The sequence below is a fragment of the Sphingomonas sp. PP-CE-1G-424 genome, from assembly GCF_004341085.1.
Classification (GTDB): Bacteria; Pseudomonadota; Alphaproteobacteria; order Sphingomonadales; family Sphingomonadaceae; genus Sphingomonas.
This window is the reverse complement of sequence record NZ_SLXW01000003.1, coordinates 19,195-43,430: the sequence shown is the minus strand read 5'-3', so window position 1 is coordinate 43,430 and position 24,236 is coordinate 19,195. Positions and strand designations below refer to the sequence as shown.

The 24,236-nt window shown below is 62.2% G+C and carries 19 protein-coding genes and 1 pseudogene; 11 read left to right on the top strand and 9 right to left on the bottom strand.

Features of this window, described 5'->3' with window-relative positions:
- Window positions 1-83 precede the first annotated feature (83 nt).
- Window positions 84-2,486 (top strand): TonB-dependent receptor, encoded by a 2,403-nt coding sequence (locus C8J43_RS10520; RefSeq protein ID WP_133030873.1) that lies wholly within the window; start codon window positions 84-86, stop codon window positions 2,484-2,486.
- Between the two features lie 508 nt (window positions 2,487-2,994).
- On the opposite strand, the gene C8J43_RS10515 is transcribed toward C8J43_RS10520, so the two are convergent.
- Window positions 2,995-3,210: a hypothetical protein gene (locus C8J43_RS10515; RefSeq protein WP_243645510.1), complete on the bottom strand. Its 216-nt coding sequence runs from the start codon at window positions 3,208-3,210 to the stop codon at window positions 2,995-2,997.
- A gap of 360 nt (window positions 3,211-3,570) precedes the next feature.
- Between C8J43_RS10515 and C8J43_RS10510 the strand changes: the two genes are divergently transcribed.
- The 5 genes from C8J43_RS10510 (at window position 3,571) to C8J43_RS10490 (ending at window position 6,428) form a co-directional block, all read left to right on the top strand.
- Window positions 3,571-3,837: a hypothetical protein gene (locus C8J43_RS10510; protein WP_133030871.1), complete on the top strand. Its 267-nt coding sequence runs from the start codon at window positions 3,571-3,573 to the stop codon at window positions 3,835-3,837.
- Window positions 3,838-4,202: 365 nt separating this feature from the next.
- A complete protein-coding gene (locus tag C8J43_RS10505; protein WP_133030870.1) occupies window positions 4,203-4,808 on the top strand; it encodes a hypothetical protein in 606 nt (201 codons plus the stop codon).
- On the top strand, window positions 4,808-5,029 hold the full coding sequence (locus C8J43_RS10500; protein WP_133031398.1) for a helix-turn-helix transcriptional regulator: 222 nt from the start codon (window positions 4,808-4,810) through the stop codon (window positions 5,027-5,029). Before C8J43_RS10505 ends, C8J43_RS10500 begins: the two co-directional genes overlap by 1 nt.
- Window positions 5,030-5,077: 48 nt before the next feature.
- Window positions 5,078-5,968 (top strand): aspartyl protease family protein, encoded by an 891-nt coding sequence (locus C8J43_RS10495; protein WP_165899603.1) that lies wholly within the window; start codon window positions 5,078-5,080, stop codon window positions 5,966-5,968.
- Between the two features lie 217 nt (window positions 5,969-6,185).
- On the top strand, window positions 6,186-6,428 hold the full coding sequence (locus C8J43_RS10490; RefSeq protein ID WP_133030868.1) for a DUF3253 domain-containing protein: 243 nt from the start codon (window positions 6,186-6,188) through the stop codon (window positions 6,426-6,428).
- Between the two features lie 292 nt (window positions 6,429-6,720).
- On the opposite strand, the gene C8J43_RS10485 is transcribed toward C8J43_RS10490, so the two are convergent.
- A complete protein-coding gene (locus tag C8J43_RS10485) occupies window positions 6,721-7,335 on the bottom strand; it encodes a TetR/AcrR family transcriptional regulator (RefSeq protein ID WP_133030867.1) in 615 nt (204 codons plus the stop codon).
- Window positions 7,336-7,384: 49 nt separating this feature from the next.
- On the opposite strand from C8J43_RS10485, the gene C8J43_RS10480 reads away from it, so the two are divergent.
- Window positions 7,385-8,230, top strand: a complete 846-nt coding sequence (locus C8J43_RS10480) for an oxidoreductase (protein ID WP_133030866.1) — start codon at window positions 7,385-7,387, stop codon at window positions 8,228-8,230.
- A 68-nt stretch (window positions 8,231-8,298) separates the two neighbouring features.
- On the opposite strand, the gene C8J43_RS10475 is transcribed toward C8J43_RS10480, so the two are convergent.
- A complete protein-coding gene (locus C8J43_RS10475; RefSeq protein WP_243645509.1) occupies window positions 8,299-9,225 on the bottom strand; it encodes a LysR family transcriptional regulator in 927 nt (308 codons plus the stop codon).
- A gap of 116 nt (window positions 9,226-9,341) precedes the next feature.
- Between C8J43_RS10475 and C8J43_RS10470 the strand changes: the two genes are divergently transcribed.
- Both C8J43_RS10470 and C8J43_RS10465 read left to right on the top strand, forming a co-directional pair.
- Window positions 9,342-10,049, top strand: coding sequence for an SDR family oxidoreductase (locus C8J43_RS10470; RefSeq protein ID WP_133030865.1), 708 nt, complete (start codon window positions 9,342-9,344; stop codon window positions 10,047-10,049).
- Window positions 10,043-11,053, top strand: coding sequence for an amidohydrolase family protein (locus tag C8J43_RS10465; protein ID WP_133030864.1), 1,011 nt, complete (start codon window positions 10,043-10,045; stop codon window positions 11,051-11,053). The genes C8J43_RS10470 and C8J43_RS10465 overlap by 7 nt, the downstream gene beginning before the upstream one ends.
- Before the next feature lie 401 nt (window positions 11,054-11,454).
- On the opposite strand, the gene C8J43_RS10460 is transcribed toward C8J43_RS10465, so the two are convergent.
- Together C8J43_RS10460 and C8J43_RS10455 are read right to left on the bottom strand one after the other, a co-directional pair.
- On the bottom strand, window positions 11,455-12,156 hold the full coding sequence (locus C8J43_RS10460) for a hypothetical protein (protein WP_133030863.1): 702 nt from the start codon (window positions 12,154-12,156) through the stop codon (window positions 11,455-11,457).
- A gap of 111 nt (window positions 12,157-12,267) precedes the next feature.
- Window positions 12,268-12,651 (bottom strand): hypothetical protein, encoded by a 384-nt coding sequence (locus C8J43_RS10455; protein ID WP_133030862.1) that lies wholly within the window; start codon window positions 12,649-12,651, stop codon window positions 12,268-12,270.
- 504 nt (window positions 12,652-13,155) lie between these two features.
- Here C8J43_RS10455 and C8J43_RS10450 point away from each other — a divergent pair.
- Both C8J43_RS10450 and C8J43_RS10445 read left to right on the top strand, forming a co-directional pair.
- Window positions 13,156-13,965 (top strand): helix-turn-helix transcriptional regulator, encoded by an 810-nt coding sequence (locus tag C8J43_RS10450; protein WP_165899602.1) that lies wholly within the window; start codon window positions 13,156-13,158, stop codon window positions 13,963-13,965.
- Window positions 13,966-14,112: 147 nt separating this feature from the next.
- A complete protein-coding gene (locus C8J43_RS10445) occupies window positions 14,113-14,739 on the top strand; it encodes a cupin domain-containing protein (protein WP_133030860.1) in 627 nt (208 codons plus the stop codon).
- A 175-nt stretch (window positions 14,740-14,914) separates the two neighbouring features.
- On the opposite strand, the pseudogene C8J43_RS10440 reads toward C8J43_RS10445, so the two are convergent.
- The 4 genes and pseudogenes from C8J43_RS10440 to C8J43_RS10425 all read right to left on the bottom strand — a co-directional run.
- Window positions 14,915-15,096, bottom strand: a pseudogene (locus tag C8J43_RS10440) (cysteine--tRNA ligase); the annotation flags it as partial.
- Between the two features lie 142 nt (window positions 15,097-15,238).
- Window positions 15,239-16,225 carry a hypothetical protein gene (locus C8J43_RS10435; RefSeq protein ID WP_133030859.1) on the bottom strand — a complete coding sequence of 329 codons (987 nt, stop codon included), beginning with the start codon at window positions 16,223-16,225 and terminating at the stop codon, window positions 15,239-15,241.
- Window positions 16,226-17,018: 793 nt separating this feature from the next.
- Window positions 17,019-20,441 (bottom strand): hypothetical protein, encoded by a 3,423-nt coding sequence (locus C8J43_RS10430; RefSeq protein ID WP_133030858.1) that lies wholly within the window; start codon window positions 20,439-20,441, stop codon window positions 17,019-17,021.
- Window positions 20,441-24,025, bottom strand: a complete 3,585-nt coding sequence (locus C8J43_RS10425) for a hypothetical protein (protein ID WP_133030857.1) — start codon at window positions 24,023-24,025, stop codon at window positions 20,441-20,443. Before C8J43_RS10425 ends, C8J43_RS10430 begins: the two co-directional genes overlap by 1 nt.
- Window positions 24,026-24,236: the final 211 nt, after the last annotated feature.

Below are 24,236 nucleotides of genomic sequence, written 5' to 3'. Positions count from 1 at the left end.
ATCGAGATAGGCCTGTATATGGCCGGATATAGATCCGGCATAGCCCGCAATAGCGGGGCGTTGGACGACAAGGGGAACTTCCAATGCGTCACCTGCTTTGCGCTGCCAGCCTCATTGCGCTTACCACTTCTGCCTATGCACAGGATCGCGCGGTCCCGCCGACAGATGCAGCTACTGCGACCAGCGCCAGTGACGATGGAGGTCAATTCGGCCTGCCCGAGATCACGGTAACGGCGCGTCGCCGTGCCGAGGATGCGCAGCGCATTCCCGGTTCGCTGTCGGTCGTTGGTGGCGAACTGCTCGACCGGTCCTACACGGTGAACACGCAGCAACTGTCGCAACTGGTGCCGTCGCTCAATTACAGCTCGGCCAACCCTCGTAACACCGCCTTCACGATCCGGGGTCTCGGCAGCAGTGTCGTCGCGGTCAGCCAAGCCAATGACGGCCTGGAGCCGGGCGTCGGTTTCTATGTCGATCAGGTCTATCACGCGCGGCCGGCAACCGCCGCGTTCGATTTCAGCGATATCGGTCAGGTGGAGATCCTGCGCGGCCCGCAGGGGACGTTGTTCGGCAAGAACAGCACGGCTGGCGCGATCAACATCACGACGCGCGCGCCGACCTTCACACCCGAGGCCACCGAGGAAATCACGATCGGCAGCTTCAATTTCATCCAGGCCAAGGCAGCAGCTTCCGGCCCGATCACCGACACGCTCGCCTTCCGAATATCCGGCGTCTCGACGCGCCGCGACGGAGTGATCGACAATGTCCGCACCGGCCGGGATCAGAACCAGATCGGCAATCAGGCGGTGCGCGGCCAGTTGCTGTTCAAGCCGTCCGAAATGTTCCAGATCAAGCTCAGCGGCGACTTCACCAATTTCCAGAGCAACTGCTGCACCCAGGTCTATTACCGCGTTGCGACGCGTGACGTACCGCGCACGGCAACGCGGCAGTTTGCCGGGCCAACCGGGCTTGCCGCTCAGTTCAACTATACGCCACCCAGCACCAACCCCTATGACCGCGTGACCGACATCGACGCGCAACTCGGGGTCGATACCAACGAGGGGGGTGTCGCTGCGATCGCCGACTGGAATCTTGGCGGCGCGACGCTGACATCCGTCAGCGCATGGCGATTCTGGAACTGGGACGCCGCCAACGATCGCGACTATACCGGCATCCCGATCCAGATCGAGCAGCACATCCCGTCACGGCAGGACCAATATAGTCAGGAGCTGCGTCTCGCCTCGAACGGCGACCATGCGCTCAGCTACGTCGGCGGACTGTATTTCTTCCGCCAGCGCGTGGAGGGGCGGCCGATCTCGATCTACGGCTCGGCAGCCGCACGCTATTTGATCGGCACAACCACCGGCGCAAATGCAACCCCGGTCCCGGCCAACCTGATCGACGGCTATGGCACGGATGGCCGCACCGACTTTCAGTCGAACAGCTATGCCGCGTTCGGCGAGGTCAACTGGCGGCCGGCCGATCGCCTGACCCTTACCGGTGGTCTGCGCTACACCTATGAGCACAAGACCGGGACCTACGACACGTTCGTGTTCGGCGGCCCGGCCACCACCAGCACTGCGCTGATCAACGCCCGGCTCGGTATCCTGCGCGGCCAGACCTACGCCGCAAAGGTCAACGACGGCGCGCTGACCGGTCGCGCCAACATCGCCTGGCAGGCCACGGATAACGTGCTCGGTTATGCAAGCTATGCCCGCGGCGAGAAATCGGGTGGTATCAACATGTCGGGGCTGCCGCTCAACGACCAGAACCTGCCGGCGGTCGGCACGGCCGTCGTGCGGCCCGAAAAGAACACGGCGTATGAGGTTGGTCTGAAGACCCGGCTGTTCGACAACCGGCTGACCTTCAACATCGATGCCTTCTACACCCGCGTCACCGACTTCCAGACGAACGTCAGCGACACCCGCGCCGCGGCGGCGTTGCGCACCTATCTCGCCAACATTCCAAAGGTGACGTCGAAGGGCGTGGAGGCCGACGCGATTGCGGCCATAACCCGCGACCTCTCGCTGCGCGCATCGGTCGCTTACGCCGACGGCAAGTATGACAGCTACCCAACTGGGCCGTGCCCGATCGAGCTGATCGGCAACACAGCAGCGTCCTGCAACCTAAGTGGGACCGGGTTGCCCGGCCTTCCGAAATGGTCCTCGACCGTGGGGAGCGACTACATTGTACCGGTTGAAACTCTGGGTGGAAGCGTGTTCGCACATGCCGATGCCAATTACCGCAGCAAGCAGTTCGGCGATCCTACGGGCTCGCGCTTCACGACGATTGGCAGCTACACGGTCGTCAACGGCAGCGTCGGCTACCGCAGCAGCAAGGGCTGGGAACTGGCCATGTTCGCTCGCAACCTGTTCGACCGCGACTATATCCAGAACGTCACAATCCAAGCCGGCAACTCGGGCCTGATCCTCGCTACGCCAAGCGACCCGCGCACGATCGGAGTGACGTTCCGCGCCCATCAGTAAGACCCATCGTCGGCCGTTCGCGCGCCCTTCCCCGCTCCCCAACTTCAGACACTCATTCATCTCCGCGCTGACCGCTTTTGATGTCTGATCTTCCGTTATGAACGTCGTGATTGGGAAGGAAAGCAGCCATTGGTTGGCAACCCCCTATCACCTACGGTCAGGCGATGACGCTCTACCGTAAAGCATGGCTGTTCACGGGGTGGACGATGCTCGTGTTCATTACTTCGCCGCTTTGGCTGTTTTGGCCGTTCATGACCTTGGGTCTCATTGGAGCCCTGCCGGGAATGGCGTTGTGGCTAGCGCACGGTGCTGCGTTCCTGTGGCTTTTCCGCTGTCCGGAGTGCGGCACATCTCCGTTCACAACGCGGCTTGGCTCCGTCGGAATCAGCCATCCATGGCCTCGCCGTTGCTGCTCGAAATGCGGCAAAAACCTTACGACGAATTAGGTCTGCTTTGGGAAGGAAACCGGAACAGCGGCTTTCGGCGGCGAACTAGAAAAAGCTGCCGTTCAATCGAGATGCGCCAACGCGGCCAACGTATCCGCCCGTGTGGGTCGCCAATCATCTTCGCCAGTGGCAAACCGCCCAGAATCGTCCTCGATAAAAAGGACCGCGTCTCTCACAGCTTCATCTGCATAATCGAAGTCGTCGTTCATGACGATGCAGTCGGCGAGGTAATTCGCTGCGTCAAAGGGCAGTCGCTCGTCGGCTACCGCCTCAAGCAAGCGCCGAGCGCCTTCCTTTGTGACCACAAAGAGCGGTCCATCAGTAACCTGAATAGACCCTCCGCAGTTGCCGATAAGGCTGCTCTAAATCGCACGACCTCCGGCCCGATCTCTGCGGCGAGGCTTTCTGGAGAGAGTGTGCCCGATAAGAATGCGACGATTGAACCATGCTGCATACCGCAAGGCTGCACCCTCCGGCCAACGTCCGCAATCGGGAACTGAACCGAGGCCCGCGCACGTTGGCTTTTGGGCGAAAGCGGAATGGCCGCTTTGGGGAGGAAAGCGGACTGTGTGCTTTCGGTTGCAAGAATACGGTAAGCAGACCTTGGCGCTCATAACTCGCGGGCGTATGTCTTTGGGATGGCCAAGACGCAGCAGACGTTCGTCAATAAGAAAGACGGACCCATTTACGTGTCGGTAGAGCCTTGGCCTGAGTGCTTTGAGTTGGAGCCGGGAGACAGGTTGACGCTCGTCTGGGACGCCGATCCCACGAGAGAGTCCGCGCAGGTGGATTTCATCAATGAACGAGAATTGATCGTCCATCCGGACGGTGCGCTCGATCAGATGCAGTTCTTCATCAACGGCGAGGCCGCTCGGGAAAAGAGCTGGAACTTTAAATATGAGTGACTGCAGCCCGGCGTCGCGCGCCTGAACGACCGCTTTCGGGACGGCAGATCGCCCGGTTCAACGTCCATGAATGGGCGTAAGCGGCCGGGGTATTGATGTCGCGGGATCGGGTACGGCATGCGCCGAAACCCGCGGAAACGTGTGGTTGCGGCGTAGAGGTTATCCGCCGGCCGGGCATGTCCGGAATGGGAAGAAAGCGGAACGTCCGCTATTGGGAAGGCAGCTGGTGTTAGCGGACGTCGGCAGACGCTGCGGCCTATCTCAAAAAGGATGTTGTTTCGAGAAAACCGTCGTTCGACCGCCATTGAAACTAATTATTGTTTTGAGATAATTTGTCCTGCACAGACTGCCTGAGCGGAGGCAGCATGATTCGGCATCAGACGAAGGCGGGCAGTGGCAAAATTCCCGCAGCGAGTGATACGCTTGCTCGCCGGGGACGGTTGTTCTTTTTTATCGCGTGCGCCGTGATGGCGCTGATGGCGGCGACCGCTTCCCTAGAAGTTCTCTTGCTGCTCTTTCGTGTCGGTGATCGCGCCGGCATGATGAACGGCGGCTTTTCCTTTATCGTCGCGCACGACGATCCGACGGAAATACCGACCGGTTTCGTAGCGATTTCACGCTATGCGATCTGGCAATCGACGCTGGCGGCCGGTCTGCTGACGTTGCGCCTGATCCCCGGTTTGGTGGTCCTGTCCAACCTGATCGGCCTTTTCCGTCTTTATGCCCGCCGCCTGATCTTCACGGCCGACAATGAAGTGCTGATACGCCGGATCGGATGGGCGCTCATCGCCTATGCCGTCGTCCCGCTTATCACCCATGCCACCCTCTATTTGGCTGGTATGAGCCCCGTCGCGGTCAAGCTGGAACTTCGCCAGCTCGATGCGGCCGTCCTTGGCATTCTTCTATTCGCATTCGTGAACGTCGTCGCTTTCGGTTCGGAGATCGAGCGCGACCGTGCCGGGTTCTTTTGATTGCGATCGTCATTCGGCTCGACGTGATGCTCGCGAGGCGAAAGATGCGATCGAAGGACTTGGCGCGCGCGATCGGCGCGACGGAGGCCAACCTATCGCTCTTCAAATCCGGCAAGGTCAAAGGACTCCGCTTCGAGACGCTGGAGGCGATATGCCGGCACCTCGACTGCCAGCCCGGCGACCTTCTCGAACACGACCCCGATACCCCGACCGGCACCTGAACTAGCGGCTGTCAGCCCGCACTCTCACCCTCAATAATGGAGAAACCCATGCGTCCGATTTCGGCGATTGCAATCTCATGCGTCCTGCTCAACGCCTATGCCGGATCATCTGTCCCGCTGACCCCGGCCGGGAACGGCCATCTAGTCGTGCCGGCTTTCGTCAACGGCAAGGGGACCGTTCCCTTCATCCTCGACACCGGGGCGGACGGATCACATGTCTATGAGTGGTTCGCCAAGCAGCAGGGTTTGAAACCGGGTGCGTCGATCAGCGTGGAGGGCATGACTGGGGCGGCGATGATGCCGACCTACCGGCTCGATAGCATCACCGTAGACGGTCGCACGATCAGCGGCGTTGCCGTCACCGGTTTGCCAGACCGCAAGGACGCAGAGATCGCTGCCGGGATTACAGGCAACGACCTGATGGACGGTGCGATAGCGATCTTCGATTTTCCATGTCGTGCGGTCACTCTGCTGCCAAGGCCTGTATCGATGCGCCGAATCCTCACGAAAGATGCGGTAATGATCCAGGGAGGGACGGTCGTTGACGGAACGCAGCTGACATTACCCGTCACCGTGAACGGCGCGGCCGGGATTGCCGTGCTCGATACCGGTTCGCGTGGGACGCAAATCAATTCTGCTTTCGCACGCGCAGCTCATCTCGATAGCTCGTCTTTCCGACGCGGAGCGACGCTCTACGGTGCGGCATCGGAAGCGATGGAAACGCAAGAGGGCGAGGTCAAGTTGGTCGCGTTTGCAGGTCGCTACGTTAACGGTCTTACCGTTCGAGTGGCCGATCTGCCGGTGTTCGAGAGCTTCGGGTTTGGCAAGGGCCCAGCGATGATCTTGGGTATCAACGCCATGATAGGACAGCGACTGGTCTACGATCATAAAGCAAAGCGATTCTGGTTCGATCGTTCTCGTTGCAAGGCAACGGCGTAAGCCGTCGCCACTGTGGTCCGCTTGGCGGACGCTTTCCCACAAACGAACCCGACCGTGCGAAAAGTCGCGTCTCCGATTCCGCCGGGCTGCAGATCGGCGTATGCTTGGGCATGGCGTATAATCCACCTGACAATCGCGTAGGATGGAGCTGCCTGAGTAAGGCACCTAATGCCAACAGCAGCTTGACCAGCCAGAGTGCACGGTCGACGCAGTCTAAATGACGGATCCGAAGACAGCCACACTTTCCCTGCTCGAACGTCGCGCACCGGGGGCGACGATATGCCCAAGCGAAGTGGCCCGTTCGATTGCACAAGATTGGCGCAGCGCAATGCCTAAAGTCCACGAAGCTATCGACGAGCTAGTCAGCGACGGGCTGGTACAGCTTAGCTGGAAGGGACGGCCGCTTGCAAAGCGATCCGGACCGTACAGGATCCGCAATCGTGGCAACGATTTAAGCTAGGGCTTAGCTAGCGTGCTTTGCCCATTCCAGTATCAGGCTGCGGCTGCGGCGACCCAGTATCGGACGTTCCCGCTGGCTCCTTCGCTTCCCAACTGCGGTCATTCGTTCATATTTATGAGACGGCTGCATTCAGCGGGTCTGCAACCATCTAACGTCGAGGTGATGCGCGGCTGACAGGCGGCTTTACTAAGGTAAGCAGCAGTTAACTGGAGCGCCCAGCCAACCGGCGAATCCCCCAGCTACGTATTTAAGGATGTTGGGCTGATAGTAAGCCGCAGAGATGTGCCAAGATCTAGACAAACATTATTGATCGTTCAGTAAAAGCCAGTAGCAGGGTGCTTGCGACGGCGCGTGCGTCGGGGCCGAGCGCCTCGTCAGACAGTTCGCCGGCGCTCCAGAACGACAGGGCACCGCGAAACCCTAGGGCGAGTTGCCTCGGCAGGCAGTCTAGCGCGTAGGTCCGGCAATTCTCCGGGATGCCCTCGCCCGCTCCCAGCGCGAGCGTCCACAATGCGGTAGAGCGCGCCCAGGCCTGACCCGCCGAACCGCCGGTCGTGCCGATCCAGCTCATCACGGCGCGGTTCACACCGGGTTCCTCCAGCATCACCGCTACCGCCGTGTCGACAGCGAGCAGCACGCGGGATGCAGCGTCAGTCGGATGCCGCGCCTCGGCGAAGCGCATTGCCATCGTGTCCGTCCGACGTTCGGATAGGGCGTGCATGATCGCCCCCTTGCTTCCGAAATGATTGAACGGCGTGGCGAAGCTGACGCTGGCTTCGGCGGCGAGGTCGCGCATGGAGAAGTCGGCCTTGCCACTCCGCAGCAGCCGTTCCGCCGCGTCGATTACCCGTTGGCGCACGGGCTCACCCCGGATCGCGATGTTCTCCCGTGTCTTGTCCCGTGCCATATCGCTATCTATATCATGATATACAAACCCAGTATAATGGAGTTAGCCCGTGGCAACCATCACCGCCAAGACCTTCCTCATCACCGGCGTGAGTTCCGGCCTCGGCCGCGCGTTTGCCGAGGGTGCGTTGGGCGCCGGCCACCGCGTGATCGGCACCGTGCGGAACGAGGGCGACGCCAATACGTTCGCTGCGCTCTCAGCAGGCTGTGCATATCCCCTGATCCTCGACGTGACCGACTTCGCAGCGATTCCAGCCGCCGTGGCCGAAGCGGAGCGGGACGCCGGTGCGGTCGAAGTGTTGGTGAACAATGCCGGATACGGTCACGAAGGCGTGTTGGAGGAATCGTCGATGGACGATCTTCAGCGTCAATTTGCGGCCAACGTGTATGGGCCGGTGGCGATGATGAAGGCCGTGCTTCCCGGCATGCGCACGCGTCGTAGCGGCCACATCGTCAACGTGACCTCGATGGGTGGCTTTATCACGATGCCGGGGATCAGCTTCTACTGCGGTAGCAAGTTCGCGTTGGAAGGCATCTCCGAGGCGCTTGGCAAGGAGGTGGCGGATTTCGGCATTCGGGTGACGGCCTTGGCACCCGGCCAGTTCCGGACGGATTGGGCAGGACGCTCGATGGATCGCACCCCGCGCAGTATTTCCGACTACGACGCCGTGATGGACCCGATCCGCGCAGCCCGCCAGGCCAAGAGCGGCAATCAACCCGGCGATCCGGCCAAGGCCGCACAGGCTTTGCTCGCGATAGTCGATGCCGAGACCCCACCGGTACGCCTGTTCCTGGGCGAGGACGCGCTGGGCGTGGTCCATCAGAAGCTTGATGCGATGAAAGCCGAGATCGCCGCATGGGATGCGCTCTCCCGTTCAACCAGCTTCGCATCGTGACCGCCTGAGCACCGGTGGGTTAGTCGGAGGCGCTGCTTGAGGATGGAACTTCGGCAGAGCCCTCCGCCTCAGCTGTCCGGCACCATCTTTTGGCAAATCCCGATCACGGTCTCTCGCAGCCACCGGTGAGCGGGATCGGCGTCCATCCGTGGATGCCAGATCGCCGACACGGCAATCTCGGGGGTAGGAACGGGAAGCGGGAACGTGCAAATTCCTTCCGCACCCGGTGCTTTGCGACGAAAACCCAAACCGGGCACGAGCGCGATCAGGTCCGACTGCCTGGCGATCCGCAAGGCGTCGGAGAAGCCCGGCACGACCACCATCGTGTCGCGGCTCAGCCCCAGGTCGGCCAGCGCGGCATCGACCGGGCCGGTGAACGCGCCACGGCGGGACGCGGCGACATGCCGGCAGGCTGCGTAGCGCTCGGGCGTGATCGCGCCCGAAAGCAGCGGATGCCCCGTTCTCGCCGCTCCGACAAACCGGTCGCGGAAGATGAGGCGCGTGCGCATTTCGGGCGCGGAAACGCCGAGTACTCCGATTTCTAGGTCGATCTGCCCCGCGCGTAGCGGCTCGGCGTTCTTATCGGGCTTCGGCGCGAAGCGCAGGCGGACACGAGGCGCCGCCGATGCGATGCCGGCCACCAACGGACCGCAGAACATCTCGACGAAACCTTCGCTCGCGCGGATTGTGAAGACGCGGTCGAGCTCCGCCATGTCGATCTCGCCAGTTGGCGGCTTGAGGACCGTTCGAACGTCGCGCACGAGTGCGTGAACGACATCGCGCAGCTCGATCGCCCGCGGCGTCGGCACCAGGCCACGTCCTGCTCTGACGAGGAGCGGATCGCCAGTAGCGTTGCGAAGCCGCGTCAGGGTCCGGCTCATCGCCGACGCGCTCAGTCCCAGCTTTCGCGCGGCCCCGGTCACGCTCCCCTCGGACAGAAGTGCGTCGAGTGCATCAAGCAGGTTCAAATCGAGGTCGGTCATAGCCGCGACCATGCTCGATCCAGCTGCAACACGATAGGCGCCTGGTGCAATGATACTGTGCATCCGCTGCGTCTGGCGCATTCATCGCGGCCGAGTAGATATTGCCCCGACATACTTCGGAGCATCCCATGACCCAAGACATCTCCAATCCCGGCACAATCCTGCTGATCGGCGCATCGCGCGGCCTGGGCCTCGGTTTGGCCGGTGAGTTCGCGAAGCGCGGATGGCATGTCGTCGCCACCGTGCGCGCGGGCGCCCGAACCGAACTGCACGATCTGGCCAAGGCACATCCCGATCGTATCGAGATCAAGACCGTCGATATCGCTCAACCGCAACAGATCGCCATGCTGCGCGACCGTCTCGCCAGCAGGGTGTTCGACCTGCTGTTCGTCAACGCCGGCACTGCGAACATGGAGGACGAAATCGCCGGCGAGATCGCGACCGAGGAATATGCGCGCGTGCTCGTGACGAATGCGCTCGGTCCCATGCGCGTGATCGACGCCTGCCGGAATCTGGTCGCACCCGACGGGCTGATCGGGGTCATGTCCTCGGGCCAGGGCAGCATCACCAACAACACCAACGGCCTTCACGAGGTCTATCGCAGCAGCAAGGCGGCGCTCAATCAACTCGTACGGAGCTACGCGGCGCGCCATGCAGAGGATCGCCGCGCACTGGTGCTGATGGCACCCGGCTGGATACGAACCCGGCTCGGCGGGCCAAAGGCGCCGTTCGGCGTAGACGATAGCGTGCCTCTGATCGTGGACGTGCTGCTCGGCCGCCAGGGCAAGCCGGGTCTCGCCTTCCTCGATCGCGACGGGAACACGGTCCCATGGTGACCGAGCCAGCAACGAAGCTGATCGGCATCGAGGAACACTTCCTGACGCCAGCGATCGAACACGCATGGCATGCGATCGGGCTGGAAGCGGCCGATCCGAGCGTCGGCTACCATCGAGGCGCGTTCGGACGGCGCCTTGTCGACCTCGCGGACGAAAGACTCGCGCTGATGGACGAAACCGGCCTCGACGTTCAGGTGCTGTCGCTGACCACCCCCGCGCTGCACGATCTCGGCTTGGAAAGCGTGGAGTTGGCACGGCGCACCAATGACGCCTTGGCGGAGGCGGTCGCACAGCACCCGACCAGGTTCCAAGCGATGGCGACCCTGCCGGTGTCCTTGCCTGACGAAGCCGCGATCGAGCTCGAGCGCTGCGTTTCGACGCTAGGCTTCAAGGGCACGATGCTGTGCGGCCGGGTTGGCACGCGCCACCTCGACGACCCGGCATTCGCGCCAGTTCTCGATTGTGCAGCAGCACTGGGCGTGCCCGTGCTGCTGCACCCCCGCACACCACCAGCGCCGGTACGAGACGCCTATTACGCCGGCTTCTCGCCAATCGTGGACGCCGCCTTCGCGACCGTGGGACTAGGCTGGCACTATGACGCCGGCATCCAGTTCCTACGCCTCGTTCTGGCAGGCACGTTCGATCGCTTGCCGAACCTCCAGGTGATCCTCGGCCATTGGGGCGAACTAGTTCTCTTCTACGCGGAACGCCTGGCGGTCATGGACCGCGTCGCGGACCTGTCCAACCCGATCGCGCACTATCTGCGACACAACCTGTACGTGACCGCCAGTGGCATGTTCCTGCCCCACTATCTGGAGCGAGCGATGGCGGTCGTCGGCCCGAACCGGCTGCTGTTCTCGACGGACTATCCCTACCAATACCGGGAGGGCGGCGACGCGCGTCGATTCTTGGAAGGCTGCGGTCTGAGCGAAGCTGACAAGGCGGCGTTCGCGCATGGCAACTGGCTCCGGTTGACCGGCGCTGCAGCCGCATCGCGTTTCTGAGGCCAGTCAGTCCCCAAGACTGTCTATGCGCAGTAGGCGGAAGCCATACCAGCTGCGCCAGCCGTGAGCTGCATTACCAGATACGATGCGTGTTGCATGGCCAATACACCATGCGTAACGCGCGGTGACCTGCCATGGATCGGCGGAGCGATAGACTAAGCCTGCCCGATCTAAGGGTGTCTGACCCACAAACGGACGCTCAAGTCCCTTTCCTGGCTCCCAACTTCGGCCCTTCGTTCATGTCGAGGCGGGGCTCATGCTGGAAAGCATTGCAGCCAGCAAGGCGTTCGAGACGTCAGTTGACGATAGTCTGTGACTGCTCAGATTACGGCGGGACCGATAAGCCAACTATTCGCGACCTTGTTTCATCTCTGCAGGCCGATTTGTTGAGCACGTTGCGTTCAGGCGAGCGGAGGCCAGGGAGGGTAGGAGAGAGGCGCGATCATAGCACCTGACGATCCCGCAGTGACCTGACGATATAGAGTCAGACCGGCTGTACTGTTTGAAAGAGCCTCGGTGACTAGGGTCGTTGCTACAAGTGCGGCGATGCCCCACCACCATGCCGGATGCACCCGGCGTCGCGTACGGAAGTCCGCTATCGCGCCAGCCGCAGGGAAGACCATCATCGCTACGAACGTCGCCTCGTACGCATAGGGTATCAGCAGCGGCAGAGGCATGAGCCGTCCAAGCGCTGGGCCCAGCAGGTTCGCCATTGCGCAATAGTGTAGCCGGGCGTGCCATTCGGTGTGGCGGCGCAACCGTATCGCGGCTGCGGTGAGGCCGGCGAAAGCGATTAGCGAGATCGGATTGAATATAAGAAACTTCAGCGGCGCGAAGAAGAACGGAGCATGCCCTGCGCGGACCATTCGCACCGTGACGATCGTCCCGAGCACGACCATGGCCACGACCCAGACTACTCCAATCCAGCCGAGCTGCCTGTGAAGGCTGCGCGCCTGGCGCGCGACGAATACGTTCTGGGCTACGTACAGGACCACCCAGCCCATAAAGACGATCGCGTGCGCGTGCACGATCGGTGGCGATCCGAAGCTCGAGCGCCCCATCCCCAACTGCAGCGAAAATCCCGCCACGATCGTCGCCGCCATCACTAGCGAACTGTATAGGAAAAAGCCGCTGTTCTTCGGTGAGGTAGCATTATCTGCAGCAAGACTGGCCATCATGTGCCCCCCTCGATCCTATGACGATCGTACTGATCGCTAGCGGGCGCGCTTCTGTACGGAGATGGATACGGTCTTTCCTTCTGAGTCCACCTGCGGCCACACCTCTCCAAGTTTTTTACCCTGGATCAGGTTGCGCTCGCACCGGTAGCCCATCTTGCCATCCGCTGCAGGCGTCGCGATCATGCAGAAGAAGTTCGCGTCCGCGACCCATCTCTGTTTGGCGGTTCCTCCATCGGGAAAGGTCATTGCGACCATGCCGTCGGGATCGAAAGCGGCCGTCACCTTACCCTCGCTGCCGTAGTCGCCAATAAGGAGGTTGCCGATGGCGATCCCCAGTGGATTTCCAGTCGTTGCGGCGAACGACGCACTTGGAACGGCAGCGGAAAGCAGGCAGCAAAGTAGGACAATGCGAGATTTCATGACGGTTATCTCCTGACGGAACGTCGGTTGATGACCTCAACCGACCTCGCGCCATCGTGCGCATCGGCCAAGCGCAACGACACTCCCAAATGGGAGTAGCGCCGCACCCATTTCGCACTGGCCGCAGCCAATCCAATTTTGACATTCTACCCTGTTGCGAGCAGCTTTCGTCACTGCGCTACCGCGGAGGCCCATCGAATGGCGTCACCAGTCATAAAGCTCGTTGGCGATCTCTACGCGTGTCTCGTGACAGACGAGCCGGCGACTGCTGCGCTCGACGTCCTCTGCTCGGCCTTGGGTGCCGCGCATGCCATCGTGATGCGAACGGGACCCGATTTCGGGGAGATGTTCGCCACATCGCATCACCTCGCTTCAGTCTCCGCGGCGCAGTTCGGTGGACTGGACCGGTCGGACGAATATCGACATTTGGTCGCAAGCGTCCCGACCGGGTCCACCTTTCGTATGACAGACATGATGCCGCGGCACGAGATCGTCCGTACCACTATGTACCAGGCCACGTTGCGCCCGCTCGACGGGGGGCTTGCCGTCTACGGACTGCAGCGCGACGCATCGGACATGGTGGTGACGGCGGTCTGCAGATCTGCCGCGGCAGATCCTGACTTCGAGGACGATGCTGTCGCCCTTCTGGCAGCGGCGCTGCCGCACCTGGTCACTATCACGGCGATAGCTGGCCGATTGGCGCAGGACAGGCTTGCGGGGCAGCGAATACGCGATGCGCTCGACATGGTGCCGGACGGCGTGATCGTGCTCGATCCAGATGGCCGCATTCGGCACGTCAACGCCGCGGCGGACGCCTCGCTGACCCGAGGCGACCGTATCCGCCGATCGCGGACCGGGATAGTTGCTGCCAACCGCGCAGACGACCTTCGGCTCCAGCGTGCGATAGGCGCGGTACGAAGTTTTCAGGGTGGCTTCGACGATTGCGAAAGGGCTGCGGCGGCAACGGCACCATTCCAGGTGATGCTTGGTCGCGGCTTCCCCGGCTGGCCACTGGTTGCGAACGTGATGCCTGGCGATCGATTGTCCGGCTCGTCGTTCGGCGGTGGAATCGTGGTTCAGTTGCGCGACCCTGGAACGGTCGCCTGCCTCTCCCCGTCGTCGCTAGTCAGCGAACTGGGACTGACGCATCGCGAGGCGCAACTGGTTCAAGAACTGGCACGAGGTGCGACCCTGACGCGATCGGCGGCAAACATGGACATCTCGACGGGAACTGCTCGTCAGTACCTCAAGACGATTTTTCTCAAGGCTGGCGTCGATGGCCAGACCGACCTGCTGCGCTTGGTCAGCCGCTGACGAACGATACGGTACCGGCGTTGTTGGCCGTCCGTTCATCATCACTTTGGGGGACGTAGCAGCCGTTCATCTCCCTACCCGGTGTCAGCTGCTTATTTGAGGGTTGCATGATATGCGTCAGGACGTTCCTGAAAATGGGAGGCATAGATGCTTTTGTCGATGTTGCTGTTAGCTACGATCGTGCAATCTGACGTGCCTCCGGTCCCCGGTCTGTGCATCGCTCCGGTGCCAGCTGATCGTGAGACGCTGGGTTGCTATCAGACCAGCGAACTCGATCTCGTCGGCGCGCCGGCAAAGCTCTACTGGCATATTCTTGAGTATCCGACCTTGGAGACTGCTAATGCGGAAGCGTCCAGGCACAGACGGGCTGCCGTCGCGGCGGCCCATTCGCGATATTGGTTATATATACTGGGCAGGGCCGCTGAGCCGGCGGAAGGCGGCATTGAAAGAGCCGTCATAGGCCCGTTAAGGTTGCCGATCGGTCACGTGATCGCTCATTTTTCCGAAGCGATCTTTCCGCCAGGAATGAGAACACGTGTCCACTCGCATCCGGGACCCGAAGCGTTCTATATCGTGGAGGGAGAGCAGTGCATGGAAACGCCCTCCGACAAGCGTAAGATCGGCGCCGGTGGCACATACATCGTGCCAAGTGGCGTTCATTTGCAGGCTGCGCCTCGAGGCCGCAGGAACTTGGTTTTAATCATCGCGCCGAAAGGGGTGCCGTTCGTGATTCCTGGCGGCGGACAGTGGACGCCAACGGGCTTTTGCCGCTGAGCGGCATTACATTTGGCCTGATCACATACTGACCCATAATCGGACGCTCACGCCCCTTGCCCCACTTCCCAACTTCGGACGCTGGTTAATCTTCGCGACGAACCGACTGTGAAGGCGGCAATCCGGTCGCGAATGTCGTGATGGGAGAGGAAAGCGGTCCGGCTGCTTTCGAGGATTTCCACGTCAGCACGCGCCACAGCGTGGCGTGAAGACGTAGGCGCGCAAATTGCCGATATGCGCGTGATTGTAGACCGTCGGCCCAAGGAAATAGATGCCAACATTGCCCGGATCGATCGGCACGAAGCGCTCTCTTTGGCGGGAGAGGCTGTTGTAGAGCGTAAGGGGAGCACGGGTCATGCCGCGAGCCTTACCCGGGTGCGGGGCAAAGGGGCGAGAGAGCGCTACTCACGCGAACCGACGCGGCATATCGTTCCGGCGCCGGACCGTGCGAGAGGCGAAGCCGCCGCGCACGATCCCGCAACCGTGCTGCCGTGTCAGTCTAGCTTCTTTTACCCAAGCCTACGCCGGTGATGTGCGCCGTGCCGTCGTCGACCGCTAGGGTGAAGCCATATTCTCTGCCACCCGGACCGAAAAACCCGCCGCTTAGCTTGCCGGTCGCCCCGCTTGCGGTCGTCACGACGCCCTGGAACCGCGTCGTTCCGGGTATCAGCGTGGCCGTGAAATTCACGGTATAGGTCTTATCGCCCACCCCGGTCAGGGTCCCCTTCAGCACGCCGCTCGCGAGGTCGAAGGTGACGGTGGTGATGGTCCGGGCGTCGGTCGAGTCTTCCGGATTGTCGGAGCCGGTCGTTAGAATGCTGAGCGAAACCAATGAGCCGTAGCTGCCCGACGACAGCTCACTCAACGATATCGTCGGTGTACCGCCGACCAGGATCAGACCGGACGTATCCGCAGCAGGCGGTACCGGGTCCAGATTGACCGCGTACACCGCGGTCACCGTATAGGCGAGGGCGAGACTGGACGGAATGCAGCCAAATCCGAAAAGATTGGCGCCTGCGCTATAGGCGATACCTTCGTCACCGGGTTCCGGGATATTGCGCTGCGCCCCTGTGAATGAGGCGATTGTCGCGCCGTTGCGTACCAAACTCACGTTGCGGGTCGCGGCGTCGAGCTGGAAGGACGAGTTCGTTCCTAGATCTACGAGTGCAGCCGACGCGGACGCATACCGATAGGTGCTGGGCGAGGGGAACGTGGGTTTCGCCTGCACCTCGGCGCCAAACAGCAGGTTCACCGCCTGGCTGCGCGTGAAATCGCAAGGGGAGACATAAGAAGCCGGCGTCGGCGTAGGGGTCGGCGCGGGCGTTGGAGCCGGCGTCGGTGCTGGCGTCGGCGTCGGCGTCGGCGTCGGCGTGGCACCGGGGACCGTCGTGATTGGCGGCGTCGTAGCCGAACCGTCGTCGCTACCGCAGCCGGACGTCAGGACGATCAGGCTGCACGCGGCAACCCCAGACAACAGCTTACGCATTACGCTAACCCCCGAACACCGAGACTAATTCACGATTTTTACAAAAATATTATTCGATAATTCATCGCGGCGGTCAACGTGGTCTTTCAAGATACATCGAAATGCGATCAATATTATTCACTGCAATCAGGACGATGCGCGCCACCATCGCCAATAACGTTCGGGACTGGCCGCGTGCCAGCCCCGAAAGAAAAAGGGTAGCAGAACGCGCCCTGCCCTACGGCTTCCGGCCAGACCCACAAGTGGACGTTCACGCCGCGATTGGCGCCGCTTGAAACCGGACGCTCGTTAATGTTTAGATATTGCTTGGATTGGCTGATTCTATACCGGAGCAGATAGCCGATCAGGCAACACGAGCTTCCGCTCGGCGGTTGACCCGATGAAGGCCTCCGCTTCTGTCGCGAATCTCCTGATCTCCGCACGTCTCGTATATTACGCGTTTTGCGACAGCGGAATGACGGCATGTGGGACTTGTCTGCCTTTCGTAGCTAGCTTCGCGAACGCTACTCTTGATAGGAGCGGACGTAGCGCTTTTGCCGGTTGGACGATCGTACATTGGAAACGTTAACGTGAGCAATCCGTAAGCTTTTAGGCAGGGAGCATGGAGAGATGCGGACGTAAGCCGGTTAGCCTTGAAGACAAACCAAGCCGAATATCTGCTATCAAGTTCACCGCGCAACCTGCAGTCTGAAATAATTGACGGGCGAAACGCCGGTACCCTCAGTATCAAAAAATTCGCAAGCCTCACCACTTGGTTTAATTTTGGACAGTTTGGTCAATCAAGCACCTCACGTCACTGCGCCTGCTCTAAGTTCCAAATCTGAAAGCTCGACGACTTCATCTGCACGACAGTTCGATGCTGTCCCGGCCAGATGGGCACCCCCATCCGGCGCGTACGCCACGTCCAGGCCATGTCGTCGGCCGTACCTGACTTGAGCCCACCCGCCACGGGCATCATCAACCGCCCGCCCGGACCAATAGCGAACGCCGGCGTAATCATGCCTACCGGAAACAGGCCGGCGAGATCTTTAGCTCGCAGTGCATCGAACGTGCCGCACGGCACGCACGACGACGTCTCGGTGAGACCGCCATCCTGCGCGTGCCACCGCCGGAGCGACAGCGTGGCAGCCGACTGGCGGGCGACGAGGATATCGGCGGACGAGGGAGCGTAGACTATGACCTGGCCGCACGCAGTGACCAACGGATCGCAGTCATCCAGATAGGTGAGTTTACCTGCGCTATCCGCCGTGGCGAAGCCACTCTCGCGCGCTTCGATCACGGCATCCTTGCGGATTGCGATCACGTCCTCCGGCGCGCGCATCGGCAGGATCGCCACTGATTCGGCCAGATCCCCGTCGACGGCAAGGCGGATGACCGGCACGGAGCGGACAGTCCTTTGCGCATAGGCTACGTCGTAGTCCGCTCGCGTTGCCGCCTTGATGGGGACGGGCAGCTTCAGCGGCGTCGCGATCAGCAGTATGTCGTTCACGTCCGGCGTCAAAGGGCCGATGGGTAGCCGAACCAGCCGCCAGCGGGCAGGCTCGCCTTCGATTTTCGGCGGGGTCAGTGCCCGCGTCTTGATTGTTGACCAGTCAGTCGACCGCAGCTCGACTTGTTCGATTTGCCCAGCGGAGTCACGACGCACGACGGCGACCCTAGTCATTCCCGCCCCAGCGAGCGGAATCGCCTCGATTCTAGGCTCACCATTGGCGGAGTCCGGTCCGCCGGGCAGGTCGGTCATCTCGGACTGTCCGAACGCCAGCGCCTGCACGTTCGTCCCGCCCGCCGGATTGTGGACCAGCCGGTCGCCCGCGACGAAGCTCGATCCCGGACGCCAATCAACTGCGTCGACCGTGGCAACCAGATTGCCCATCATGTCGTAGGCACTCAACGGTGCCGGTGCGGAGGACGCGCCGATCGACCGCACCGCCAGCAGCCATCGGCCGTCGGCACCGCCGTCGAGGAACAGGGGCGCCATAGGCCCTCCTGGAAGCGCCGCCTTCAACGGCAGCCAGCTCTTCTGCGCCGTCTCACCGTCAAGCGCCGCGGTGTCGATCCTGCGTATGCCCCGAACCTCGCGCGCACCCTCGTACATCACGGGATCGACTGCCACGATCTCACTCCCGCCCGCAGGCGTGATGACCGCGCGGTCCGAGAACGCTATCGCCAGTACAGTTGCATTCCCTTTGGTGAACGGGACGACGATGACGTCACTGTGCCCCACCAGCAGAGCCCGGCTGCCATCCGCCGTTGGCACGATGCGGACGTCCGGCCGATAAGGTCCTCTCCAAACCGAGCGCACCGCGTTGGCGGCAGCGGGATCCGCCAAGCGGACGGTCCAGAGCACGCTGCTGGCACCGTCGTGTCGCATCAGAAGCGCCGTCGCGCCATCCGTAGTCAACGCTAGGGTCTGCAGCTCCCCGCTGCCTGCGTCGATCTGGCTCGGCGGACCCTCTGGGCCGACGACTTGGGCTGGGCCGGTTTTCCCGGCATGGACAACCACTGCTACATCGGCGGCAGCCGCCCATATCCGGCTGCCGTCCTCGGCAATCAGCTGCGCCGTGGCGCCATAACGCGTAAGGGCGCCGCTGACCGCATCCATGCCCACGACTTGGCCGGCAGACAGCTGCGCCTTAACGAGCTTTACGCCGCGGGGTACTGCCGTTTCGACCGCCTCACCAGATCGATCGAACATGCGGTATCCCGGCCGGTCCCCGCCCACCGCGATCAGCGCCAGCCCCCGCAGCGCGTTCACGTCCAGTATCTCCCGCGTGGCGGTGGGCAGGAACGCCAGGGATACCGGCATGCGGTGATCCTCGACGATGTCCTGAAGCTGCGTCGTCATCGCCATCATGTGCCGGCCATCCGCAGCGACGTTAAACAGCAGCCCGCGCCTTTCGCGAGGCAGCAAACCCTGTGCCTCGCGTAGGGCCGCCACGGCGCGGTCAAGCGAGGCTTGGTCACCCAGGGTACGCCAGCGATCGGCCTCGTCACGCAGTGCGCCGACCAGACCCTGAACGGCCTCTTCCTCATCGTCGCGGTTGCCCGCCGCACGATCCCGCCACTCGCGCCAGATGGTGGCCGCCTGGCGGTGCAGCGCAGCAGCAAGTTCCACGTCTCCTTGGCTGAGATCGCCACCGCGGCGGCGCAGCTGAATCGCCGACGCATCTCCCAGCGCGAGCGCGTAGCCGACCATCACTTCCCGTGAACGCTCGCCGCTCTGATAGCGGTTGTTGAGCTCGCGCAGCGTCTTGCCGTTCTCGAGCTTTGCTCCGGCGATGTCCCCCGTGGCGAGCTGCGTTCGCACGACTTGCGATTGTATGTCCGGGCTAGTGGGATCCAGCTCCTTCGCCAGTCCCAGGATAGGCAGACGATCGAGCGGAGGCGTTCCACCGGTCAGTTGATAATTGGCCATAACGTGTGTCAGCAGCGCTTTGGCGATCTTCTTGCGCCGCAACGTGGCGGGTACCAGTTGGCTGACGCCCACGTCGTATCTTAGCCATTCGTCGATCACGTTCGGACTGCTGAGCTCGGCAAAGCTGCGGCGGGTGGCGAGATAGCTGCCGAGCTTCTCCATGCGCCGGGACACATCGACCGACACAACCCGGACGACGTATTCCCCCTGGCTGCAATAATCGTTTTTGCTGTGCGGTGAACAGGAGCGTCGTTGCAGCGGCTGGGTTGATCCCGGCGGCCCGTATCGCTGCGCGACGCGGCCGTAGAGCCTGTGCGGCTTGGAGAAGTCAGTCTGCACGTCACCATCGAGCAGCTGCAGCTTGATCGACCAACTCTGGCCGCTGGTTAGCCAGTGCGGCTCGGCATCGTAGCTGTCCTGGCCAATGCGTACAGGTAAGGCTTTGACGGCGATCGGGCCACCCGTTTTATCGCGCATGTCGATCGCCAGCGGCACCTGCGCGTCCGGCAGGCCGCTGCCGGAAGACCGCTTAATATATTCGCACTTGATCCCGCCGAACCACTTCGACCAGCATTCCCGATCTTCGTACATGTGCCGCATGGCATCGACACGATACTCAACCTCCAGAGTTACATGCTCGCCGGGAAGGAAGGTCTTACCGGCCAGGAAAATTGGGCGCATTTCGTCCGACGCGACGTTAACCCGGCCGTCGACCAGCGGGATCTGTTGGGCGTACACCCCCGCCGGAGCGGCGAGCAGGACGGCAGCACCGAGGCCATGTATTGTACGCTTCATGCCCATCAGTTGGCTCCTTGCGTGGAGATGGCGATGTCGCGGCATTCCGCACTCTTCGCACGCGCGAGTTCCGTCTCGGCCTTCCGCCGAATTTCGGCTCCAGTTGCGGTGACCGGCGCGTCGCGGCGTATCTTCAGCCGCAGGTAGTGCCGCAAGTCGGTGTCCGGCACGCAGCTCCGCGTCAACGCGACTCGCTTTTGCTTGGCGCCAACGGCGGATCCGCCCACCCCAGCCGGGGCGTAGACGACCGCGGCCTGCTCGATCCCGATGTCGATCCTACCGCTGCTGGGCAGGTGAATTTGCCGTGAGGTCCCGCCCACTTGCGCCACCACCGTCTGCTGCGTTCCGTTGGACCAGCTCGCCCGATAGCGGAAGGCTTCAGGCGGCAGGAGTTGCGCCGCCGAGGTCTGGAGCTTGGCGCGTTGCAGGAAATCTGCCTCCAGCGGCACCTCGACTGCGCTTGTGTAATGCAGGCCGAACCGGAACACCGCCTGATGCCCATGATCCCAGTTCTCCGCCCCGGGCAGCAGGGTCAGCGTCCATGGAGAGTAGAAGGAGTAGCCCTCGAACTGGTTGAGCTTTGCTGTGTTGCCAAGGTAGCGGCGACGAGCCTGCTCGACGTTGATGTCCACTGGCGCAGCGAACGACGTGTTTTCTTGCGGCAGCAGTACGTCCCGTCGCAGCTTACCCTGGCTGAGCACGTAGCCCAGGCCGGGATGGGCCAGTCTGATCGCGCTAAAGGGTATGAGGCCGCTGGTAGCGCGCCAGCCCAACCGTACCTCAACTACGCGCAGGTTCTCCAAGTCGGGCTCGACTCCGAACTGAAGCGGTGCGGTTGGCGCAATCATCATCGGCAGTTGCAGCGGCGTGCTGATGTCCCGCCGGCCCTGCCAGCGGAGCAGTCGGTTCCAGTCGGCTGCAGATAACAGGCCTTTTAGCGGAACGAGGTCGGTTTGCTTGAACTTGCCAAGGTCGCCCGCGCCGTCCGGACTACACCCCAGCTGCTCGCAATCTTCCAGCGCCAGCTGGTACATCTTCTGCCAGTGTGCCTCCAGCCCGTCGATGTCAGCTCGGCGGCTCTCGCCGGTACGGTCGAGCCAGCTATATAGGTGGATGTCCTTATCTAGCTCTAGGCGGATGTACTGGGGGTTCTGGCGAATCCGCGACTCGATGGTACCGCGGCCGGTCCACAGGCTGATTGACCGCTCTAGCGCGTCGAACTCCGCGCGCATGCGCTCGTTGATGTAGAAAGCTAAGCTACGGCGCGCCGTAATCCTCCTTTCGTTGTCGACGCGGTCATCGGCATTGATCCCAAGCGCGTTCTGGAACATCCCCTGCTGCTCGCGTGCGGAATCCTGCAGGATCTGGCTGATCTTCATGTCCGCGATCAGTACCTCGCGGCGCAACCGCTCCTCGCCTACCAAATCGATGATCTGCAACTCTTCGACGATATTGCGCTGCAGTTGGCCCGCCAGATTTTGCGCGCGTTCGATGGCATCGCTGAAGTTGTTGAACGACGTCACTGCTCCGGCTGCAAGGGAAGCGCCGGGAAAAGCCGCGTTGAGCGCCGCCATCACTGCCGCCTGCGCCATCTGGTCTCTTGGATCTAGCCCCGGCTGGCCTTTGACCGGCGGATAGGTGCGCGCTTCCGTCGTCGCCTGCGCGATCCGCCGCTCGGAGTCCTCGGCGACATACACGGAGCCGACGTGGGCAGCGACGATCCCTTCCAGCGCCGCCCCTTGCTGGGCTGGCGCTAGCCTACCGCTGATCCCGGCCCAGGCGTCCTGCCGTCGCGCTGCCTCGCTCTGCGGCGATGCGTCGTTGAGGAGGCGGTGCACGGCACCCTGGATCGCATCCGTTGGCAAGGCATCAATCACTACCTGCCGTAGCTGCTCGGAACCTTTGTCGCGCATCCGGTCCATCACCGCGACGAGTTGCGTCTGCGGATCCCGTGCTACGGACGGGATCGTTCCTGCCAGCCGGTCTGTGAAGGTGAGCAGGCTCGTCTTCGCGATTACCCCACCCGCGGCGTTGCCGAACTGGATGAGGCCGCCCTGCACGCTGACAGTCGACGGCAGCGCGTCTAGCCCGCTACTCGCTAGACGTGCCGAAAGCTCCTCCTTCGAGCCGACACGCGCTGCGGCGAGCAGCTGGGGCATAACCGACGCGGGCACCTGCGCCACGAGCTCGCCCGACCAGTTCCTGGCCGCTTGGTCGAGCAGCAGGCGCTGGTCCGAAGCGGAAGAGGCAAGTCGGGCCGCCTTGGCGATCAGCTCGCCCTGGTAGCGCGTGGCGTCAAACTGAGGCAGCGTCTCGATACGCCGCTGCACCTCGACGGCGATCGCGCCCTTCAGGAAGTCGTCAACGCGACGGACGTTCCCAGACAGGTAAGCGACGGTTGCGTCGCGGAGCTGTCGGGCAAGCGGCTGATCATTGACCGCGTCGATCATCTCCACCAGCCCCTCAGCCGGGACCGCAGCCTTGACCTTAGCTGTCCAATCGCGCCTAGTGCCCTCGTCAAGCCGGGCATAAACTTGGGAGCCGAGCGCCGTCAGCCCTTGAATGGTCGGGTGCCGCAGCGTCTCGCGTGCGGCCTGCAGCGTAGCCAGAGACTGTTGGCCCTCTTGCACCAGTCTATGCCCCGTCTGGATGGTCTCGGCGACTTCGGCGACGCTCTGGTCGATATCGCCCAGCGCGGATACGACTGACGGATTGGTGGCGATCTGATCAAGGATCACGGCCTGCACCGCCCGCTCCCACTTGCCGTCCTTCATCGCGCTGACGACGGGCGCAGGTATGCCGATCGACTCGATCGCCGCGCTCGTGATCAGGCTGTTGAGCGCCGCCGACGCCGCCCGCGCTTCGCTGACCGCTCCTTCCAACTGATTCTCTAGCACCTGCCGGTCTTGCCGGAGCGCCACAACGCGGCCGTCTAGTCGGTCCTGCTTCTCAACCGCGAACTCCTGCTGCATCGCGATTTTCTCGCTGGCGATGCCTTCGGTTCGAAGGTTCGTCACCTGCTGCGCCACTATTGCGCCCAGCTCTGCCGAAGTCAGATCCCGGTCCACGTTTCGTGCCGCCGCTTCCTGAATGTTAGAATTTACCTTGCTGTACTGTTCCAGCAGGTTCTTCATTCGCTGGAGGTGGATGGTCGGCGAAGATGGCCGTAGAGATCGCACAGCGCCCCAGAAGCTCAGGTCGCGGTCCAGCAGTAGCGTCCGATAGGCAATGTCGGCCTTGAGCAGCTTAAGTGAAATCTGCTCGGGCGGTGACAGCTCTAAATCTGCGCCTGCAAGTTCCGCGGCTGCGCGGTTGTAAGATTGACGAGTAATCACGGTGGGCGCGCTGCTGATGAACAGCTCGTCGCCTTTTAATTTGTACATCAGCGCCAAGTCCAGGGTGACCGTGTCCTGCGACAGGCCCGATGGCGGCTTAACCGCCGCGTCCGCGGGGCTGCCAGGAAGCATGTGAGTGGTTGTGGTAGTTATGGTGACCGTCTGCCCGGCCGCCACACCTGTCCACAGCAGCGCCAGCGCCGTGCAAGGCAAATGCCCAAGGGCACGTCCACGCCGCAAAACTCGCTTGACCATAATCGGATCCCCCCCTGTCCAGTCTACAGGCCACGGGGTGCAACAGACCGGTCTCAGCCCGTCTTTTCCCCATCGTCAACCAGTTTGCGCTAAACAACTGAGGTATCACAGGGAGCCGCATGCACAGCCCCGATCCAGTGGATGATAATCTCTTTTACTTCGACGATTTGCAATAGTGCCCACATGCGATGGATAGCCTTTTTTTTACATT